A 17,036-nucleotide genomic window follows, 5' to 3' on the forward strand; every position below is an offset into this window, starting at 1 on the left:
AATTTTTTACATCCTCATTTTATATTTGTCTAGTTTTTTTGACACAAAACTCCCTCTTCTCTTTTATTGTCAATAAGTATATTGGCACAATTTTTGCTTTATTAAATATAAAAAGGAGGCATTAAAATGAATATAAGAATAACTAATATCCAAAAACAACTACATAAGTACGGAATTGACGGGTTACTTATTACAAAAAAAGAAAACCGCCAATATGCAACAGGCTTTACAGGTAGTGCTGGCGTCGTCTTACTCTCTGCCGATCAAGCTGTTTTTATAACAGATTTCCGCTATATAAATCAAGCAAAGTCACAAATACAAGATGCTGAAATTATTATGCATAAAGGAATTTTAGAGGAAGAAGTTGCAAATCAAGTATCGAAATTAAACATTCAAAAACTTGGAATTGAAGAAAACAACATGACATTGCAACAATATAACAACTTGCAAAAATACGTACAGGCGGAAATGATTCAAGTATGCGAAATTATCGAAAATATTCGTATCATTAAAGACACGTCTGAAATAGAAACAATGAAAATTGCAGCCAATATCGCGGACGAAGCATTTCACCACATTCTTACGTTTCTAAAACCGGGAATAAGTGAACATGATGTACGAGATGAGTTAGAATTTTTCATGCGAAAAAAAGGTGCTGCCTCTTCATCATTTCAAATTATTGTAGCTTCTGGCGTTCGCTCTTCTCTTCCACATGGAGTTGCATCAAATAAAATAATTGAACGAGGCGACATCGTTACATTAGATTTCGGTGCACTTTATGACGGATACTGTTCCGATATAACACGTACTGTAGCAATCGGGGAACCATCAGAAGAATTTAAAAAGATATACAATATTGTACGAGAAGCATTAAAACGCGGGACCGAAGCGATTAAACCTGGAGAAACTGCAAAACGTATCGATGATATAACGAGAAACTACATTACTGAGCATGGATACGGTCAATATTTTGGACATTCTACTGGTCATGGTCTTGGATTAGAAATTCACGAACCACTTCGCCTATCCCAAGAAAGTAAGATTATTTTAGAAGAAGGTATGGTCGTTACAGTTGAACCAGGTATTTACATACCAAACTGGGGCGGTTGTAGAATTGAAGATGATATCGTCATTAAAAAAGATGGATATGAAGTTATTACAAAATCAAATAGAGAACTAATTGTAATCCCTTGTTAATATTTCGAAATTTTTAACAGGATTTTTTCTCTGCACATAGAATGCCTTCTCTGGAGTATTTGTTTAAAGAGGGGGAATTGTAATTGAACTTTGTAATAGATAAAATCGATGGTTTACATCCTGAATTTTCCAAAATAGTTTCCATGATGAATTATGCTCGCTATACAACAATGCAAGCGGTGGAAGATTTAACAATGGAAGAACTTGATTATTTATATAATGAGGAAGCAAATTCAATCGGCATGCTATTATATCACATGGCTGCTGTTGAATTTCACTACCAGATTCATACTTTTGAAGACCGCGAACCAACGGAGTCCGAACTAGAAAGATGGTTACCTGGCCTCGAGTTAGAAGCTCTTGGACGTGAGAAAATAAAAGGAAACTCTATAGAATTTTATATTGATACATTACAAGAAGTACGTTCCAAAACAATTGAAACATTCCAATGGTTACCTGATGAATGGCTGTTTAAAACGACAGACTTTTGGTATGACAAACAAGCAAATAACTATTTTAAGTGGTTTCACGTATTTGAAGATGAAATCAATCATCGCGGACAAATTCGTTTAATTAAGAAGATGCAAAAAGCTCATTCAATAAAATGAGAAAGTGCCACCGAATAAGGTGGCACTTTTTTTATTCATTAGCAAATAGCTTTTCATTTACTTTTTTAGCGACTAGCGCTACCACTATTAAAACACACATTAAATATAGTAATTTTGCAATAAACAACCAGCCTTGAAACATTACAATCCCATCTATTATCTCATTTCCCTTCAGTAACAAAAATGGAATCGTGCTAATTATAATAACAAACTCGATGCTGAAAACAATTTTCTTTTTTCGGCTGTATGCTTTCCACTCGTCCCAGCGATACATAGGAGCAAAAACCAACACCCCTATACATAATATAACTGGCACCCATGCACTGTTAAGAAATTGTCCTGAAATAACTGATAATAGCAAACAAACGAGCACACCATAATACCCAATTTTCTCTCTCATTCATACTCCACCATTCTACTTTCCCTTTAATATGTAACTTGTTATCCTTATAACAATTCTTAGAAAAACAACAACTACAATGACAATATAAAGCCCCTTCGCAGAAGACATCCACTCTTGAAAAATAGACATTTTCTCCATTTGTTTCTGCCCTTCTATTAAAATAACCCCTACGAAAAATGAGCAAACAACAATACTACCTATCATAATTCCAATATTTTTCTTACTATATTGTTTCATATCATCCCAGTTATATAACAGTACAAAAACAAATCCGAAAACAGGTATAATACTGATCCATTCATTGTTTGTAAACAAGTTTAAAATGATTAATAGACTACAAGATATAACGAATCCCACAAATCCAATTTTTTTGTGCATAAGTCCTCCTTTAATTCCATTTTTAGGATTAATTGTATTGTAACATCCATTTATTATTCTTACCATTACAGTACATGAAATTTCACTTTTTCTTTTTCCTATACTCACATACTTTCACCGCTTTCATACAATAAACTACACGAATGCCTAAAGGATGTGAATGTTATGGGAGTTGAATTAACGCTATTACACGCTCTTTATGTTATTTGTTTACTCACCATTATTACCTTTTTTATTTTCCGAAAGGATACGACGATTATTTGTATCGTTTTTATCTTTTTATTAGCATTAACTGCTACAAGTTCTATCCCTCTTGCCGTTAGCAGCATTTTTCAAAGTTTTATTTACGCCATTACTGAGCTATTACCAACTATATTAATCATTTCCATTATCGTATCCATGAGCAATTTACTCGTTCATACCGGTATAAATGATACAATGATTTCACCATTTACAAAGATGATCCGTACCCCTACCCTCGCCTACTGGATTATTGGCCTTTTGATGATGACAATTTCTTTCTTCTTTTGGCCTTCTCCCGCTGTCGCCTTAATGGGAGCTATTTTATTACCGGTTGCTGTACGCGTTGGCCTTCCGCCAATTGGAGTTGCCATCGCTATGAACTTATTCGGACACGGCATCGCCTTATCTGGTGACTTCGTTATTCAAGGTGCACCAAAATTAACAGCGGACGCTGCTGGTCTTCCTGTTTCTAGCGTTGTTTCTGCCAGTGTTCCTCTCGTAATTGTTATGGGCATAGTGACAACTTCCGTCGCATTTTTCTTCTTACGAAAAGAATTTCATACAGGATTATCTTCTATACAAGAATCTATTCCATCAACTGCGTCTTCTAAAACGCTCACTTCATTATCTCCTCGGACAAAAAAATGGCTCGCTATTTGTATTCCGATCGTATATGCCATCGATATCCTTTGCATGATTCAATTTAAACTACAAGGAAGCGATGCAACTGCACTTATCGGTGGGACCACTGTTATTATGATTATCATCATTTCTCTCATCGCTTACAAAGGAAATGGACTAAATAAAACGACCGATTATTTTATAGAAGGGCTCCAATTTGGCTTTAAAATCTTTGGTCCAGTTATCCCAATCGCTGCACTCTTTTATTTAGGAGATAGCGGTTTTGTGAAAATTATCGGAGACTATTTACCGAAAGGTTCACACGGAATCATTAACGACTTAGGAATCGCTTTGTCTCAAACTGTTCCTTTAAATCAATATGTATCGGCAGGGACATTAACTATCGTTGGTGCCATTACCGGCTTAGATGGATCTGGCTTTTCTGGTATATCACTTGCTGGTTCAATTGCCAATCTTTTCGGAACAGCACTTGGACATGGAACAGCTACATTAACAGCACTCGGGCAAATTTCAGCTATATGGACCGGGGGCGGGACGTTAATTCCTTGGGCACTTATTCCTGCCGCTGCTATTTGTAAGGTCGATCCATTTGAACTTGCACGCCGAAACTTTTTACCGGTTGTTATCGGCTTAATTGTCACCACAATTGTTGCGATGTTTATCCTATAACGTAAGCATGTGTTCTCTTGCTTACGTTTTTTGCTTGTAAAATTCATCATGAATTATCAGTTTTCAAGAGGGATTCGTTATTACTTAGCGAAATTATATTAGGAGAGTAATTATTTCAAAACGTTTACGAGAAACAGATTACTGCAATTAGAAAAGGGGACATACCTATGAATGAATTGATTTTCGTCTTATTAATTTGTCCATTATTTATCTTTATCGTATCTGTTATTGGAACACGCAAAACGAAAACGTATTACGTCATGCCGATTGTAACGTTTGCTAGTTTTTTAATAATAGGTGTTATCGCCTTTACTCCGAAGTTTTTCTTTTGGGTTGGCATGTATAGCATCTTCTCATTTATTGTTTCTTATATGACTTTATTGTTTGTGAGAGGACATGAAGTTGCGGACAGCGCTAAATAGTTATTAACGAGGAGATTGTCATATGATTTTCTTTGATGTCGATGGAACTTTACTTGATTATGAGGCCGCTGAAAGAAATGGTATTATAGATTTCTTTCAAGTATATAGTACTATTTTTTCAGGTAATGAATTAGAGGCCACAAAAGTCTGGCATGAATTATCCGAAGAATATTTCAACAAATTTTTATCCAAGGAATTATCTTTTCAAGAACAACAAGGGATGCGAATGTATCATTTATTTAAAACATATGGATTAAACTTATCACCCGAGGAATCTCAGCACAGATTCAATCAATATATAGAACTATATAAGAACAACTGGAATGCGTTTGAAGATGTAAACTATACATTACAGACCTTACAGGAAAAAGGACACTCATTAGGTATCATTAGCAACGGTGAATATGAGCAACAAGTCGAAAAGTTAATTGCTATAAACATTCTACAATATTTCAAATACATATTTACTTCTAGTGAAATTGGTGTATCGAAACCAGACCCTGAAATTTTTCAAAGAACTGTATTACAATCGAATCTTGAAATGAAAGATTGCTATTATATTGGTGATCGATTAGAGACAGATGCAATTAGTAGTACAGCAGCTGGAATGCAAGGGATATGGTTAAATCGGGATAACTTGCAACTCAAATGTGATGTTCCTACTATATGTTCTTTACATGAAGTTCTAACAATAGTATAAAAAAGACGACCGCGTTCCCCCGCAGTCGTCTTTTTTCGTGTTACGCTGTGATCCAAGCTTCGTTAGCTGGATTTTTACGCCACTCTTGTAATTTTTTCGTTTCAGCTTGTCCGATCATACCTTTTTCTGCCGCTACTTCAGTTAATGCACTGTAGTCGCTTAAAGAATATGATGCTACGTTAGCTGCTTCTAATTTTTCTTTTCCTGCTTCAAGCTCGTATGTGAAGATTGATACGATTCCTAATACTTCACAGCCAGCTTCGCGAAGTGCTTCAACACATGTAATAGCACTACCGCCAGTTGAAATTAAGTCTTCTACTACTACTACTTTTTGACCTTTTTCAGCTTTTCCTTCGATTTGGTTCCCTTTACCGTGACCTTTTGCTTTACTACGTACGTAGCACATTGGTAAATCCATACGATCGCTTACCCATGCAGCGTGCGCAATACCAGCAGTTGCTGTTCCTGCAATAACTTCTACAGTTGGGAAGTGCTCTTTAATTAACTCTTCTAATCCAGCTGCGATTGCTTGACGTACTTTCGGATAAGATAAAGTTAAACGGTTATCACAATAAATTGGTGATTTCATACCTGAAGACCATGTGAATGGATCATTCGGTTGTAAAAATACTGCTCCAATTTCTAATAAATGCGATGCGATTTCTTTTTTCATACTGTTACACCTTCCCACTGTTGTTTTACTGTTTTATACGCTTCAAGCGGATTTTCTGCTTTTGTAATACTACGTCCAACTACGATATAGCTTGAGCCAAGTTCCCTCGCACGTTTCGGTGTTGCTACGCGCACCTGGTCATTTACATCATCGCTCGCAAGACGAATCCCCGGTGTTACTGTTACAAATTCATTTCCGCATACTTCACGTAGTTTTGGAACTTCAAGCGTTGAGCAAACAACGCCATCAAGTCCACTTTTTTTCGTTAGTTTTGCATAATGAGCAACCGCTTCTTCTAACGTTTTCTCAATGCCGATCTCCTTTTTCATCATAGCTTCCGAAGTGCTTGTTAGTTGTGTAACTGCAATACAAATCGGTCTCTCTTTTCCTTCTTGCTTACCTTCCTCTAATCCCTCAATCGCAGCTTTCATCATACTGCTTCCCCCAGCAGCATGAACATTTACCATATCAACATCTAGACTAGCTAGGCTACGCATAGCGCTTTTTACTGTATTTGGAATATCATGAAGTTTTAAATCCAGAAAAATCTTATGTCCTTTTTCTTTTAAGTACGTAATAATTGCAGGGCCTTCTTTGTAAAATAACTCCATACCAACTTTGACAAATAACTCTTCCCCTTCAAAGTGGCGCAAGAATTGTTCTACATCTTGTTTCCCTGGAAAATCTAGTGCAACGATTAACGACTGTGACATGTTTGCTTCCAGCTCCTTCCTTGACATTCCGAAATGTGATCAAATCCTAATTCATCTAGTAATGCTGGTAACTCTTCAATAATTGTCGGACATACGAACGGATCGATAAAGTTCGCTGTACCTACTGCAACTGCGCTTGCGCCAGCGTAGAAGAATTCGATTACATCTTCCGCTGTTTCAATACCACCCATTCCGATAATTGGAATGTTAACCGCTTGACTTACTTCATGTACCATACGAATTGCTACTGGCTTAATCGCAGGACCTGATAATCCGCCTGTACGGTTTGCTAAAATTGGTTTAGCTGTTTTTAAATCTAGACGCATACCAAGCAATGTATTAATCATCGTTAAACCATCTGCACCTGCATTTTCAATCGCTTTTGCAATTTCCACAATGTTTGCCACGTTCGGCGACAACTTCACGTATACAGGTACTTCAGAAACCTCTTTTACTCGCTTCGTTAAATCAGCAGCAATTTCAGGATTTGTACCAAAGGCGATACCACCTGTTTTTACGTTTGGACAAGAAATATTTAATTCTAGCGCATGGACATTAGGCGCTTTAGAAATTTCCTTTGCAACCGCTACGTAATCCTCAGCTTGTGAACCTGCAACGTTTGCAATAATTGGAAGGTCAAATTGTTCTAACCATGGTAATTCAGAATTCATTACTTTTTCTAATCCTGGGTTTTGAAGTCCGATTGCATTTAACATGCCGCCCGGTGTTTCAGCAACACGAGGCGTAGGATTTCCATAGCGTGGTTGTTCTGTCGTCGCTTTAATCATGATTGATCCTAGTACACTTAAATCGTAAAACTGTGCATATTCACGACCAAACCCAAAGCATCCAGATGCTGGTATAATTGGATTTTTTAATGATAATCCCGGTAATTCAACTTGCAATCTGTTCATAGTACAACCTCCCCGATTGGAAATACTGGTCCGTCGCTACACACCTTCTTGTAAGAATGTCCACTTGGATCTTCTTGTAAGTGGCATACACATGCGAAACAAGCTCCAATACCACAGCCCATACGTTCTTCTAATGAAATATAGGCTTTTTTCTCTTTGTAACGTCCTTCTAATGCACGAAGCATCGCTAACGGACCACATGAATAAAGAATATCAAAGTCAATTCCGTAATGATCAATTACATCTGTGACAAATCCTTTTGTACCGTGTGTACCGTCTACTGTCGCAACGTACGTATCACCAAGTTCTGCAAATTTTTCTTCATAGAAAACTACATCTTTCGTTTGAAAACCTAAGATGTGAATCACACGTACACCTTTTGCAACGAGGCGCTGTGATAATTCATAAAGTGGTGGTACACCAATTCCCCCGCCTACTAGTAAAGCTGTTTGACCAGCTTCTGCTTCTTCTACAGGAAAACCGTGTCCTAATGGTCCTAATACATCTACCATTTCACCTTGTTTTCTAGTTGCTAATGTTTTTGTCCCTTGTCCTTCCGCACGATATAGCATTGTAAATTCGTTCTTCTCTTGATCTACATTACAAATACTAATTGGGCGGCGCAGAAGGGGCGCAATGCCCTCTGCCACCTTAATGTGTACAAACTGCCCTGGTTCGTTCATTTGCTGTACTAAAGTTCCTTGAAGCACTAATTCGTAAATGTTCTTTGCGATTTCTTTTTGATTAACGACGATCATATTTTGCTTTTGCATCATGCATGTACCACCTCGTGACGCTTTGTTTGCGTAATTTCTTTCATTGAATGAGCTGAGAATGTCATAGATTCTAATACTCGTAAGATTGCTCTCGTTGTATCAAGTGATGTTAAGCAAGCTACACCATTTTCTACTGATTCACGGCGAATGCGGAAACCATCACGCGCTGGTTGTTTGCCTTTTGTTAATGTATTGATTACAAACTGTGCTTTTCCTTGACGGATAATATCTAGTAAGTTGTAGTCCTCAGAATCAATTTTGTTTACAACTTGTACTGGGATATTTTGCTCTGTTAACGATTGTGCTGTTCCAGCTGTTGCTAATAAGTTATAGCCGATTTCATGGAAACGTTTTGCAATTTCCATCGCCTCTTCTTTATCTTTATCCGCTACAGTAATAATTACTGATCCGTGCGTTGGGATGTTAATTCCAGAAGCAACTAACCCTTTATATAATGCTTTTTCAAGCGTTAAATCTTTACCCATTACTTCCCCTGTTGATTTCATTTCAGGTCCTAATGTTGTATCCACTGAGCGTAATTTCGCGAATGAGAATACCGGAGCTTTTACATATACTTCTTTCTCTTCTGGGTGATAGCCCGTTCCGTATCCTTGCTCTACTAGGTCTTGCCCTAGAATAACTTTCGTTGCAACGTTTGCCATTGGTACACCTGTAATTTTACTTAAGAATGGTACTGTACGGCTCGCACGTGGATTTACTTCAATTACGTACACTTGATCTTCGAATACTACAAACTGGATATTTAGTAATCCAACAATGTTTAATCCTTTTCCAAGTGCAATTGTATGTTCAATAATTTGTTCTTTTAATTTTTCAGATAAGCTTTGTGGTGGATATACTCCAATTGAGTCACCCGAGTGAACTCCAGCGCGTTCAATATGTTCCATAATACCTGGAATGAATACATTCTCACCGTCTGAAATTGCATCTACTTCAATTTCTTTACCGACCATGTAACGGTCGATTAATACTGGGTGATCTGCGTGAACTTTAACTGCATTTTTCATGTAGTGCAGTAGTTCTTCTTGACGATATACGATTTCCATCGCACGTCCACCTAGTACGTAAGATGGTCTTACTAATACTGGGTAACCAATTTCTTCTGCGATTGCTACCGCTTGTTCTACAGTCGTTGCTGTTTTACCAACTGGTTGTGGGATACCAAGTTTTGTTAAAGCAGCTTCGAATTTATCACGATCTTCTGCACGGTCTAAGTCTTCAAGTGATGTTCCTAAAATCTTCACACCATGTTCTTCTAATTTCGCCGCTAAGTTAATCGCCGTTTGTCCACCAAACTGAACGATAACACCTTCTGGCTTTTCTAAATCGATGATGTGCATTACATCTTCAATCGTTAATGGTTCAAAGTATAATTTGTCAGAAATACTGAAGTCTGTTGAAACAGTTTCTGGGTTATTGTTAATGATAATCGCTTCATATCCAGCTTCTTTAATTGCCCATACTGAGTGAACTGTTGCATAGTCAAACTCAACACCTTGACCAATGCGGATCGGACCAGATCCTAGAACTACTACACTCTTACGATCTGTTACAATTGATTCGTTCTCCTCAGCGTATGTGCTGTAGTAATACGGTGTTGCAGATTCAAACTCTGCCGCACAAGTATCTACCATTTTGAATACTGGCGTCATATTATTTTCTTTACGCATATCGTAAATTTCGCGCTCCGTTTTGTTCCAAGCTGCTGCGATGTAATGATCGCTGAAGCCCATTTCTTTTGCAGTTTGTAGTACTTCCATATTTCCTACATTCGCTTTTACTTCGCGTTCCATATTTACGATGTTTTCAACTTTTTGTAAGAAGAAGAAGTCCATTTCACACCATTCGTTAATCTCTTCTTTCGTTACACCTTGACGAATTGCTTCTGCTACGATAAACAGTCGCTCATCATCTGCTTTAATAATGCGTTTTTTCATTGTTTCTTTATCAAGTTCTTTTAAGTGGTCTAATTCTAAGTGATAAATGCCAAGTTCTAAAGAACGAACCGCTTTTAATAATGATTCTTCTAAGTTACGTCCGATTGACATAACCTCACCAGTTGCTTTCATCTGCGTTCCAAGTGTTCTGTTCGCTGATTCAAACTTATCAAATGGCCAACGTGGAATTTTTGAAACAACATAGTCTAATGCTGGCTCGAAGCAAGCGTAAGTTTTTTGTGTTACTGGGTTTACGATTTCATCTAATGTTAAGCCGACTGCAATTTTCGCTGCTAATTTCGCAATTGGATATCCAGTTGCTTTAGATGCTAATGCAGATGAACGACTTACACGTGGGTTTACTTCGATTACATAGTATTGGAAGCTATATGGATCTAATGCAAGCTGAACGTTACATCCACCTTCAATTCCTAGTGCACGAATAATTCGTAATGAAGTATTACGTAACATTTGGTATTCACGGTCGCTTAGCGTTTGGCTCGGTGCTACAACAATAGAATCACCTGTATGAACACCAACTGGATCGATGTTTTCCATATTACATACTACAATCGCGTTATCATTTGAATCACGCATTACTTCATATTCAATTTCTTTACAACCAGCAATACTTTTCTCTAATAAACATTGTGTTACTGGGCTATGTTTTAAACCACTTGTTACGATTTCAATTAACTCTTCTTCGTTATGGCAAATTCCGCCGCCCGTTCCGCCTAATGTGAATGCTGGACGAACGATTACTGGATAACCAATTTCTTTTACAAAGCCATATGCTTCATCAAGGTTATGAATGATTTCACTTGGTGGTGTTGGTTCATTTAAATCTTGCATTAATGTACGGAATAAATCACGATCTTCCGCTTGCTCGATTGCTGATAATTTTGTTCCTAAAATTTCAACTCCGCACTCTTCAAGTACGCCTGATTTTGCAAGTTCAACAGCCATGTTTAAACCTGTTTGACCGCCTAATGTTGGTAAGATTGCATCTGGACGTTCTTTACGAATGATTCGGCTTACAAATTCTAATGTTAAAGGCTCAATGTATACTTTATCTGCTGTTGCAGTATCAGTCATAATTGTTGCTGGGTTAGAGTTAACAAGGATTACTTTGTAACCTTCCTCTTTAAGAGATTGACAAGCTTGTGTACCAGAGTAGTCAAACTCCGCTGCTTGCCCAATTACAATTGGTCCTGATCCGATTACTAAAATTGTGTTAATGTCTAGGCGTTTTGGCATAACTCTTCCCCTTCTTTCTTGAAGTTTTCAATCATTGTTAAGAAATCTTCGAATAAATCATTTGCATCTTCTGGTCCCGCTGAAGCTTCTGGATGGTATTGTACTGTAAATGCTGGGAACTTCTTATGACGAAGACCTTCTACTGTTCCATCATTTAAAGCAACATGTGTAATTTCAAGTTCTGTATTTTCAACTGATTCTTCTTCTACTGCGTAACCATGGTTTTGAGATGTAATTGCTACTTTTCCAGTTGCAAGATTTTTTACTGGATGGTTTAAACCACGGTGGCCGAATTTTAACTTACTTGTATTCGCACCAGATGCTAGAGCGAACAATTGATGTCCTAGGCAAATTCCGAATAAAGGAACTTTACCGATAATATCTTTTAACATTTCAATTGCTTCTGGTACATCTTTTGGATCCCCAGGTCCGTTACTTAGCATAATTCCATCTGGGCTAAGGCGTAAAATTTCTTCAGCTGTTGTGTTGTAAGGAACTACAATCACATCACAATCACGTTTATTTAATTCTCTTAAAATACCATGTTTCATACCGAAGTCTACTAGTACAACGCGATGTCCGCGGCCTGGGCTTGGGTATGGATCTTTCGTTGATACGCGTTTTACATGATCTGTAAATACTGTCGCTTTTAATTGGCTCACGATGTATTCTACATCTGCATCCATATTACAAAGGCGTCCGCGTAATGTACCGTATTGACGAATTTTTCTCGTTAATTTTCTCGTATCAATCCCTGCTAATCCTGGGATATTTCTTTCTTTTAAGTAGTCATTTAACGAAATTTCATTACGGAAGTTTGATGGGTGATCACAAATTTCGTTTACGATTAAACCATTTACAGATGGGTGAATCGATTCAAAATCGTCACGGTTGATGCCGTAGTTTCCGATTAATGGGTACGTGAATGTTACAATTTGACCGCAATATGATGGATCAGATAATGTTTCTTGATATCCAGTCATTCCTGTTGTAAATACAACCTCACCTGACTTTTCGATTTCTCCTCCGAAACCTGTTCCAATTAATACTGTTCCATCTTCTAAGATAAGTTGTCTTTTCATACTAATGCACTCTCCTTTTGCCATGCGATCTTACCACCAACGATTGTCATTACCGGCCATCCTTGGCATTTCCAACCTGCGAATGGTGTATTTTTTCCTTTTGATAAGAATGTTGTTGGGTCAATCTCTTCTTCTTGTTCTAAATCAATAATTGTAATATCAGCTGTTCTACCTTCTTTCAGGCGACCTGCTTCTAAGCCGAATGTATCAGCTGGCTTTTCTGTTAAGAATTGAATTAACTGCTCTAGTGTAATAATTCCTTTTTTCACAAGGTTTGTGTATAGAAGTGGGAATGCTGTTTCAAAACCAGTAATCCCGAATGGTGCTCTTTCAATTCCTTGTGCTTTCTCTTCTGCTGTATGGGGTGCATGATCAGTTGCAATCATATCGATTGTTCCATCTAATAAACCTTCAATTAATGCTGCATGATCTTCTTTTCCACGAAGCGGTGGGTTCATTTTAAAGTTAGGATCAGCTGATGGGATATCATCTTCACATAACACTAAGTGATGAGGTGTTACTTCTGCTGTTACTTTAATTCCAGCGCGCTTTGCATCACGGATTACACGTACAGAGCCTTTCGTACTTACGTGACATACGTGATAGTGACAATCCGCCGCTTCAGCAAGCAATATATCCCTTGCAATATGTACAGATTCACATACTGATGGGATACCGTTTAATCCGTGTTTTTCAGAAAACTTCCCTTCATGTACACAACCTTTATTAATAAGAGTATTCTCTTCACAGTGCGCAACTACTGCCATATTTAATTTCGCTGCACGTTTCATAGCAGCTAACATCATGCTAGCATCTTGTACGCCTACACCGTCATCAGTGAAAGCAAATGCTCCAAGTTCTTTTAACGTTTCGAAATCCGTCATTTCAGAACCCGCTTGACGTACTGTAATTGCTCCATATGGTAATACGTTAACATGCGCTTTTTCTTTAATACGATTTTGTAAGTCTTCCATATGTTCTCTGCAATCTGGTACTGGGCGTGTATTTGGCATTGCACAAATTGTAGTGAATCCACCTTTTGCCGCTGCTAGTGTACCTGTTTCAATTGTTTCTTTATGTTCACCACCTGGTTCACGAAGGTGTACGTGTACATCTACTAATCCAGGTGCGATTAACTTTCCGTTCACATCGATTACTTCAGCATTATCTGCCGTAATATTTTCTGCTACCTTAGCGATTTTACCGTCTTGTACGAGAAGATCCGTTGCTACGATTTTTCCTTCTTCATTCATATAACGACCATTTTTAAACAAGTAATTCATGTTTCATTCCTCCTAATACATTTGGTAAGGCGCGTTTTAGTACAGCCATTCTTACGTAAACTCCATTTTCCATTTGTTTAAATATGCGTGAACGCTCACACTCAACAAGTTCACTTGCAATTTCAACATCTCGGTTTACAGGAGCTGGATGCATAATAATGCTTCCTTCTTTCATACGCTGTTCTCTTTCCACTGTTAATCCGTGTTTCTCATGATACTCTTTCATAATGTCTGTTTCATAATGATCATGACGCTCATGTTGTACACGAAGTAACATCATTACATCCACTTCTGGAACAAGCTCATCTAATGGTTTGTATGTTCCAAATGTGTTGTCTTCATCTTTCCACTCTTCTGGACTTGCGAAGTAAATTGTTGCACCCAGTTTCGTTAATGCTTCTGCATTCGAACGTGCTACTCGGCTATGACGAACATCTCCTACTATCGCAATCTTCAATCCTTCAAATCTTCCAAACTCTTGTTTAATTGTAAGAAGGTCGAGTAAGCACTGCGTTGGGTGGTTTCCACATCCATCTCCAGCGTTTAAGATTGGAATATTCACCTGATCTCTTAGTTCATCGAAGTAGCGATCTTGCTCGTGGCGGATGACCACTGCTTTTGTTCCGATTGATTCTAGTGTTCTTATCGTATCGTATAATGTTTCTCCTTTTTGTACGCTAGATGCATCAGCTGAAAAGTTTAAAACATCAAGTCCTAATCTCTTCTCAGCAACTTCAAAGCTAAATCTTGTTCTCGTACTATTCTCAAAGAACAAGTTCGCAACAAAAGTTTGCTCTGTCGTTTTGCTTTCTTTCCCATTCGCAAAATCTTCTGCGTCTTTTAGGATTTCTGAAATTTCTACTTCCGATAATTCACTCATCGTTAACAAATGGCTCATCGTCATCCCTCATCTTTCTGATTTTTATGTTACCACTTTTGTATTTTTATAACAACCTTTGCATAAAAATACCCTAGTCATGTGAGACTAGGGTGCAAGAAAGAAGCCACCCTTTCCGGTCTCACAGGACTGAATTAAAAGGTTATTATTATGAAGCAATCTGCTTAGATTGTTTTATTTGTTTCGTTTCCGGTAGTAGTAAATTTAACAGTACACCTACAATTGCTGCTAGTGCCATTCCTTCTACTTGGAATGATTCTCCTACGTGAAGTACCGCTCCACCAATACCGATTACTAATATTACTGATGCAATCATTAAGTTTCGTTTGTCACTTAAATCTGTTTTATCGTCTACCATCATACGTAATCCGCTTGATGCGATTACACCGAATAGTAAGATTGATACACCACCCATAACTGGTGTTGGTATCGAATGAATCAGTGCAGAAATCTTACCGATAAACCCGAACATGATTGCGAATACGGCTGAACCGATGAATAAGTATACACTGTACGCTCTTGTAATTGCTAGCACACCGATGTTTTCACCATACGTTGTATTCGGTGGTCCACCGATTAGTGATGCGATTAATGTTGCTACTCCATCACCGAAGATTGAACGGTGTAAACCAGGTTTTTCAATTAAATCTCTTTTAATAACATTTCCTAGTACAATTTGGTGTCCGATATGTTCTGAAATTGTTACTAGTGCAACTGGTACCATCAAGAGTACGATCTTCCATGAAAACTCTGGTGTGTATGTTACAAATGGTACTGTGAAATCTGGTACAACAAACCATTTTGCCTCAGCTACCGGCTTTAAGTCTACTAGCCCTTGGAAGTAAGCGAAAATATATCCGCCGATAATGCCAAGTAACACTGGTATGATACTGAAAAATCCTCTTCCGAATATTGAGCATATAATTGTAATTGCTAATGTTACTAATGCTACTGAAAAGTGTGTAAAGCTATATTTGCCATCCGCACCATTCATCGCCATGTTAACTGCTGTATGTGCTAAAGCTAGCCCGATTACCATTACTACTGGACCAACTACGATTGGTGGTAGTAATTTCATAATCCACTCTGATCCTGATTTCTTAATTCCGAGTGAGATTAAGATGTATACAAGTCCTGCTAGCAAACCACCAAGCATTGCTGCTCCGGGTCCCCCTGCCGTTTTCGCTGTTATAATCGGTGCGATAAAGGCGAATGATGATCCAAGATAGGCAGGTACTTGACCTTTCGTTATAAGAAGAAACGCTAACGTTCCTAATCCACTTGATATTAATGCTACTGACGGATTCAATCCTGTTAAAAACGGAACAAGCACTGTTGATCCAAACATTGCGAACAAATGTTGTATACTTAAAAATAACCATTTTCCCGGTTTCGGTACTTCATTAACGTCTAACACTGGCTTTTGTTCCATTGTTACATCCTCCTTCAGTTTAAATCTTTGCAATAAAAAAACTCTTTGTGCCTGTGCACAAAGAGTCCTACACTTTCGTATGCCAAATTTGACATATGAAAGCCAAGACCCTTTGGCAGCCTCACAGGACTACATTTAAAAGGGCTTTACTTATCGTATATGCTTACTCGATCTTGTTGATCTGTCTCTTGCAAATCAACTTCGATACGCTCTTCACTTGATGTTGGAATGTTCTTTCCTACATAATCAGCGCGAATTGGTAGTTCACGATGACCTCTATCAACAAGAACCGCTAGTTGGATTTGTGATGGTCTACCTAAATCCATAAGAGCATCCATTGCTGCTCGAACTGTTCTGCCTGTATATAATACATCATCTACAAGGATAACTTTTTTCTTCGTAATATCTACAGGGATATCAGAACCTTTTACAAGTGGTTCTTTATTTTTCGATTGTAGCGTTAAATCATCACGATATAACGTAATGTCTAGCTCTCCAACTTCTATTTCTTTTCCTTCAATTTGACCAATTCGTTCTGCCAAACGTTGTGCAATAAAAATTCCACGAGTTTTAATTCCAACAAGAACACAATTATCGACACCTTTATTTCGTTCCACGATTTCATGACTAATTCGTGTTAAAGCGCGGCGAATCATTTGGTCATCTAAAACGACAGCTTTCTCTTGCATGCTCTACACCTCCAAGCTTTTTTCTTGCGTGAGAGTAATGGTATAAAAAAAGTCCTCTCAGCGTGTGCGAGAGGACTTTTGAAAAAAGGGTACAGCATA

The 17,036-nt window shown here is 37.9% G+C and carries 17 protein-coding genes; 5 read left to right on the plus strand and 12 right to left on the minus strand.

What is annotated here, in order from left to right; translation table 11 throughout:
* Nucleotides 1–126: 126 nt before the first annotated feature.
* Together MR079_RS01030 and MR079_RS01035 are read left to right on the plus strand one after the other, a co-directional pair.
* A complete protein-coding gene (locus MR079_RS01030) occupies nucleotides 127–1,197 on the plus strand; it encodes a M24 family metallopeptidase (protein ID WP_139866943.1) in 1,071 nt (356 codons plus the stop codon).
* Nucleotides 1,198–1,280: 83 nt separating this feature from the next.
* Nucleotides 1,281–1,805 (plus strand): DinB family protein, encoded by a 525-nt coding sequence (locus MR079_RS01035; RefSeq protein ID WP_242293320.1) that lies wholly within the window; start codon nucleotides 1,281–1,283, stop codon nucleotides 1,803–1,805.
* Nucleotides 1,806–1,836: 31 nt separating this feature from the next.
* Here the strand turns inward: MR079_RS01035 and MR079_RS01040 are convergent, their stop codons facing one another.
* Nucleotides 1,837–2,205, minus strand: coding sequence for a YoqO family protein (locus MR079_RS01040; protein WP_139866939.1), 369 nt, complete (start codon nucleotides 2,203–2,205; stop codon nucleotides 1,837–1,839).
* 15 nt (nucleotides 2,206–2,220) lie between these two features.
* Entirely contained in the window at nucleotides 2,221–2,652 is a 432-nt protein-coding gene (locus MR079_RS01045) for a YoqO family protein (protein ID WP_313897255.1), read from the minus strand.
* A 99-nt stretch (nucleotides 2,653–2,751) separates the two neighbouring features.
* Between MR079_RS01045 and MR079_RS01050 the strand changes: the two genes are divergently transcribed.
* From MR079_RS01050 to MR079_RS01060, 3 genes are all read left to right on the plus strand, one after another.
* Nucleotides 2,752–4,140: a hypothetical protein gene (locus MR079_RS01050; protein ID WP_139866937.1), complete on the plus strand. Its 1,389-nt coding sequence runs from the start codon at nucleotides 2,752–2,754 to the stop codon at nucleotides 4,138–4,140.
* Nucleotides 4,141–4,307: 167 nt separating this feature from the next.
* Nucleotides 4,308–4,562, plus strand: coding sequence for a YbeF family protein (locus tag MR079_RS01055; RefSeq protein WP_139866935.1), 255 nt, complete (start codon nucleotides 4,308–4,310; stop codon nucleotides 4,560–4,562).
* 22 nt (nucleotides 4,563–4,584) lie between these two features.
* On the plus strand, nucleotides 4,585–5,262 hold the full coding sequence (locus MR079_RS01060; RefSeq protein WP_242293321.1) for an HAD family hydrolase: 678 nt from the start codon (nucleotides 4,585–4,587) through the stop codon (nucleotides 5,260–5,262).
* 40 nt (nucleotides 5,263–5,302) lie between these two features.
* Here MR079_RS01060 and pyrE read toward each other — a convergent pair whose 3' ends face one another.
* The 10 genes from pyrE to pyrR form a co-directional block, all read right to left on the minus strand.
* The gene (gene pyrE, locus MR079_RS01065; protein ID WP_000711449.1) at nucleotides 5,303–5,935 is read right to left on the minus strand and encodes an orotate phosphoribosyltransferase; all 633 of its coding nucleotides are present in this window, start codon (nucleotides 5,933–5,935) and stop codon (nucleotides 5,303–5,305) included.
* Complete coding sequence (gene pyrF / locus MR079_RS01070) at nucleotides 5,932–6,648, minus strand: orotidine-5'-phosphate decarboxylase (protein ID WP_242293322.1); 717 nt, start codon at nucleotides 6,646–6,648, stop codon at nucleotides 5,932–5,934. Before pyrF ends, pyrE begins: the two co-directional genes overlap by 4 nt.
* Complete coding sequence (gene pyrD, locus MR079_RS01075) at nucleotides 6,633–7,562, minus strand: dihydroorotate oxidase B catalytic subunit (RefSeq protein WP_001081057.1); 930 nt, start codon at nucleotides 7,560–7,562, stop codon at nucleotides 6,633–6,635. Before pyrD ends, pyrF begins: the two co-directional genes overlap by 16 nt.
* On the minus strand, nucleotides 7,559–8,338 hold the full coding sequence (gene pyrK / locus MR079_RS01080) for a dihydroorotate oxidase B electron transfer subunit (RefSeq protein WP_000983358.1): 780 nt from the start codon (nucleotides 8,336–8,338) through the stop codon (nucleotides 7,559–7,561). The genes pyrD and pyrK overlap by 4 nt, the downstream gene beginning before the upstream one ends.
* The gene (gene carB / locus MR079_RS01085; protein WP_139866933.1) at nucleotides 8,335–11,553 is read right to left on the minus strand and encodes a carbamoyl-phosphate synthase large subunit; all 3,219 of its coding nucleotides are present in this window, start codon (nucleotides 11,551–11,553) and stop codon (nucleotides 8,335–8,337) included. Before carB ends, pyrK begins: the two co-directional genes overlap by 4 nt.
* The gene (locus MR079_RS01090; protein WP_000828682.1) at nucleotides 11,538–12,635 is read right to left on the minus strand and encodes a carbamoyl phosphate synthase small subunit; all 1,098 of its coding nucleotides are present in this window, start codon (nucleotides 12,633–12,635) and stop codon (nucleotides 11,538–11,540) included. Before MR079_RS01090 ends, carB begins: the two co-directional genes overlap by 16 nt.
* Entirely contained in the window at nucleotides 12,632–13,918 is a 1,287-nt protein-coding gene (gene pyrC / locus MR079_RS01095; RefSeq protein WP_001108374.1) for a dihydroorotase, read from the minus strand. Before pyrC ends, MR079_RS01090 begins: the two co-directional genes overlap by 4 nt.
* Entirely contained in the window at nucleotides 13,902–14,816 is a 915-nt protein-coding gene (gene pyrB / locus MR079_RS01100) for an aspartate carbamoyltransferase (RefSeq protein ID WP_242293323.1), read from the minus strand. Before pyrB ends, pyrC begins: the two co-directional genes overlap by 17 nt.
* A gap of 148 nt (nucleotides 14,817–14,964) precedes the next feature.
* Entirely contained in the window at nucleotides 14,965–16,248 is a 1,284-nt protein-coding gene (uraA, locus tag MR079_RS01105; protein ID WP_000435928.1) for a uracil permease, read from the minus strand.
* Between the two features lie 146 nt (nucleotides 16,249–16,394).
* A complete protein-coding gene (gene pyrR / locus MR079_RS01110; protein WP_001156487.1) occupies nucleotides 16,395–16,937 on the minus strand; it encodes a bifunctional pyrimidine operon transcriptional regulator/uracil phosphoribosyltransferase in 543 nt (180 codons plus the stop codon).
* Nucleotides 16,938–17,036: the final 99 nt, after the last annotated feature.

This window comes from Bacillus cereus group sp. BfR-BA-01381 (genome assembly GCF_022663555.1).
GTDB lineage: Bacteria > Bacillota > Bacilli > Bacillales > Bacillaceae_G > Bacillus_A > Bacillus_A pacificus.

Excerpts from the sequence above, each read along its gene's own strand:
- MR079_RS01030 (WP_139866943.1), top strand. The coding sequence starts at position 127 with ATGAATATAAGAATAACTAATATCCAAAAACAACTACATAAGTACGGA.
- MR079_RS01040 (WP_139866939.1), bottom strand. The coding sequence starts at position 2,205 with ATGAGAGAGAAAATTGGGTATTATGGTGTGCTCGTTTGTTTGCTATTA.
- MR079_RS01045 (WP_313897255.1), bottom strand. The coding sequence starts at position 2,652 with ATGGTAAGAATAATAAATGGATGTTACAATACAATTAATCCTAAAAAT.
- MR079_RS01050 (WP_139866937.1), top strand. The coding sequence starts at position 2,752 with ATGGGAGTTGAATTAACGCTATTACACGCTCTTTATGTTATTTGTTTA.
- MR079_RS01055 (WP_139866935.1), top strand. The coding sequence starts at position 4,308 with ATGAATGAATTGATTTTCGTCTTATTAATTTGTCCATTATTTATCTTT.
- MR079_RS01060 (WP_242293321.1), top strand. The coding sequence starts at position 4,585 with ATGATTTTCTTTGATGTCGATGGAACTTTACTTGATTATGAGGCCGCT.
- pyrE (WP_000711449.1), bottom strand. The coding sequence starts at position 5,935 with ATGAAAAAAGAAATCGCATCGCATTTATTAGAAATTGGAGCAGTATTT.
- pyrF (WP_242293322.1), bottom strand. The coding sequence starts at position 6,648 with ATGTCACAGTCGTTAATCGTTGCACTAGATTTTCCAGGGAAACAAGAT.
- pyrD (WP_001081057.1), bottom strand. The coding sequence starts at position 7,562 with ATGAACAGATTGCAAGTTGAATTACCGGGATTATCATTAAAAAATCCA.
- pyrK (WP_000983358.1), bottom strand. The coding sequence starts at position 8,338 with ATGATGCAAAAGCAAAATATGATCGTCGTTAATCAAAAAGAAATCGCA.
- carB (WP_139866933.1), bottom strand. The coding sequence starts at position 11,553 with ATGCCAAAACGCCTAGACATTAACACAATTTTAGTAATCGGATCAGGA.
- MR079_RS01090 (WP_000828682.1), bottom strand. The coding sequence starts at position 12,635 with ATGAAAAGACAACTTATCTTAGAAGATGGAACAGTATTAATTGGAACA.
- pyrC (WP_001108374.1), bottom strand. The coding sequence starts at position 13,918 with ATGAATTACTTGTTTAAAAATGGTCGTTATATGAATGAAGAAGGAAAA.
- pyrB (WP_242293323.1), bottom strand. The coding sequence starts at position 14,816 with ATGAGCCATTTGTTAACGATGAGTGAATTATCGGAAGTAGAAATTTCA.
- uraA (WP_000435928.1), bottom strand. The coding sequence starts at position 16,248 with ATGGAACAAAAGCCAGTGTTAGACGTTAATGAAGTACCGAAACCGGGA.
- pyrR (WP_001156487.1), bottom strand. The coding sequence starts at position 16,937 with ATGCAAGAGAAAGCTGTCGTTTTAGATGACCAAATGATTCGCCGCGCT.